This is a genomic window from Acinetobacter sp. TUM15064, assembly GCF_008980265.1.
Taxonomy (GTDB): domain Bacteria; phylum Pseudomonadota; class Gammaproteobacteria; order Pseudomonadales; family Moraxellaceae; genus Acinetobacter.
In genome coordinates this window covers 1-2,985 of sequence record NZ_BKFU01000122.1, presented here as the reverse complement: position 1 = coordinate 2,985, position 2,985 = coordinate 1, and the positions used below count along the sequence as shown (strand labels likewise).

Below are 2,985 nucleotides of genomic sequence, written 5' to 3'. Positions count from 1 at the left end.
TCTTGATACCGCGCAGGTGTATATAAGTGAATTAATTAACCTTATTACTAATGAGCTAGAGCAAGATCTAATATTAAATCTTGAAGGGAAAAAATCAAACCTAGATGCTTCAATCCTTATTAAACAGTTCCCTTGGTACAAATTAGTTATTGAAGATAATGTACAACGGATATTGTCAATTTCTAAAAGACATAAAACTGATTGGTCATCTGCTCTGCTATGCACAAATGATTCTCCGTATGAAGCGAAAAGAGCTATAAGTTGTTACTTTCAAATACTGATGTCGGTTGCAAATCATGACTCTTGCCAACATTTAAATAAACTGCATAAAAGAAATATATCTATCGTTGACAATTTAGGCTTTGGCACTAATGAAAGAGTTGGATTATTTCACACTATTGGAGTAAATGCTTACGATCTATGGCCTGATTTTTGTGTCTACATAAACAAAATCGATGATTCAGACTTCGAAAGCTTTCTTGATTCAAATGACGAGATCCTAACAAACTCACAGCTTTTCCAATTGATGGAGGCTTGTATTCATCCTGCAAGAAAAGAGCTTATCAAATTAGCAATCACAAAACTCGCAGTAGACAATATTGATAAAAGCTCTTTAGATGTCTTAGAAAAAACATTCGTATCAGCATACAGTGCTTCTGAATTTGACCTAGCTCTGACCGTTCTCACTCAAGCTAGTCATGAGCTGAATGAAGGTAGGTTCAAAAATCAGCACCATCACCTCTTTGCTGAAAAACGCCAATTGATAAAGTGTTATCAATATAAATTAGACGTTACATTATTTGCTATTAATCAAGATGAATACGACCCTGATTTTCAATCTCATATTAACGATATCCCTATTCCATTTACCTATAACGAGAAAAATCATTACAACGAATGTGAACATTTTAGACGCTACTATCTAGCATACTATTTAATCGATAAAGATACCAATAAGAGCATTCGTATTTTGGAAAGATTGGTCGAAGATACTAATAACCCAGAACATATTCTAATGCTATTACATGCGTATCTTGCTAACCATCATGAAGCTTCAAATATTACTTTGATTCGAAAGGCTTTGTCAGAAGTAAAACAGTCGGCAAAAGCACAATGGTCTGATATCCCGAGTTATCCATTACCGTGGATATCAGGAGTAATGCATGCTTACTTAACGATTAATGACATCAGTTCAATGAGGGAAACATGGAAACTATTGAGCTCAGCTCAGAAATTTCTTCCTCAGTTACTTGCACCTTACTGTGAATTACTGCTCAAGCATAAATTCGTAAAAGAAGCAGATATAGCATTTTCAGCTTATATTAAATTCCTAGGTCAATACGAAGCTCTGTCAGATGAATTAGCCAAAATCAACGACTCTATAATGAATGCTTTAGCGAAGGAGTCATCTGCTACGCAATATATCCATCGTTTTGCAGAAAGGAATCAAAGAAGTACTCAGCAACTAGCAACTAGCTTTAAACTGATTAACGGTAGTAATGTCGAAACATATGTGAAGATAACAAATAACAGCACTGTTGAAGAGTATTTAGTTGAAATAGTTTCTTCAGTCTCTAAAGAATTGCTTAGTCGCAGTAAAAATATTTACATACCTGTTAAAGATGAGGAATCCTCATCTGGATATTCTAGTAAGCCAGCAAACGAAGATCGAATTAATCAATGGTTTTGTAGTCTTTTTAACATGAGAGAAAAAAGCTCTCCACTTCATATTTCGGATCAAAGTCAAATAGGTAGTTCATCTTCAGGTAAAAGCTATGGTGAGGTGGATGGCGTTATAGTAGATAACAATCAAAGTAGACGTATTGCGTTATTTGAAGCGTTTCGCCTTCTTAAATGGGGTACTACCGATATCAATGACCATATGGATAAGTTGGCGGGGTATGATCAAGAGGGCTTTAATACGATATTTGTTGTCGTATATGCATTCGATAAAGATTTTGTCACTCTCTTAGATAAGTATAAGAACCACATAAAACAACGTCAGCACAAAGGTTTTGCCAAAGTAAAAGGTTATGTTCTTGAGACTGTAAATGGTGAAGATTCAGACACCTTTTGGATGGGGAAAGAAGAACTTCAACGTGGTAACATTACCGTTTCGATTTATCATGTCGTCATTAACTTTTACTGTGAAAAAAGTATTGAACCATAAACTTGTTCAATGCGGTTGAATTTTTCCATACATTTTCTCATGCAAACTGGATTTGTTTTATTTCTATTCGTAATACGAAATTGTCCAAAAATGAGATAGAAATTCTTTAATTTCTTTATGATATTAATAAATATTTCCAATATAGCTTATTTATATACATAAATAAAAAATCAGCAAGCCACTGATAAGCTTGCTGATTTTTTTTCTTCTTCAACTTATACACTTTCAACTAGAAAGATCACATGAAGCTCCTTTTTTTATTTCTGTTGATAGCATTAGTGAATGATTTCACATTAATGTAACAATCTCGAAATATGTGTCAAAAATCTCGCATTATCTGTCATTCAGCGGCTATAAGTCTAAATTTAAATGACACCTGTCATGTCGTTCCATGACAGGTGTTGTGTCGTTTATGACACCTGATGTGTCGTTCAACGAGAATATAGACATTTCTATTTTGGAGTTACACTTAGATTGCGTATAATATAGATTATGTTAAATTAGTTGTATGTTATATTTAGTTCATAGACTTCTTCCTTAAACCAAAATTCAATAACTTAAGTAATTTCTATTTTACTTAAAGAATATGATATTTAGATCCTTCTTAAAGTTTTACAGCTTTTTTTTATTTAAAAAAATCTTCGACTTTATCAAAGTTATTCACGACCGCACGAATCCTTCACAATCAGTTTACTTTGTTCTCACTGATTAGGTCTGCAACCCAATCTGAGAATACGCGGATTGCTGGTGAAAGAAAACGTTGATGGGGATATAGTAAAGTTACTGTGACTGGCAACGGGCACACGTTTTGCAAT

1 protein-coding gene and 1 pseudogene are annotated in these 2,985 nt (G+C 33.7%); one reads left to right on the top strand and one right to left on the bottom strand.

The features are described from left to right. The coding region (locus GBI16_RS17825) for a hypothetical protein (protein WP_215900695.1) at positions 1-2,170 on the top strand (2,170 nt) is incomplete at its 5' end. 685 nt (positions 2,171-2,855) lie between these two features. Here GBI16_RS17825 and GBI16_RS17820 read toward each other — a convergent pair. Further along, positions 2,856-2,985, bottom strand: a pseudogene (locus GBI16_RS17820) (LysR family transcriptional regulator); the annotation flags it as partial.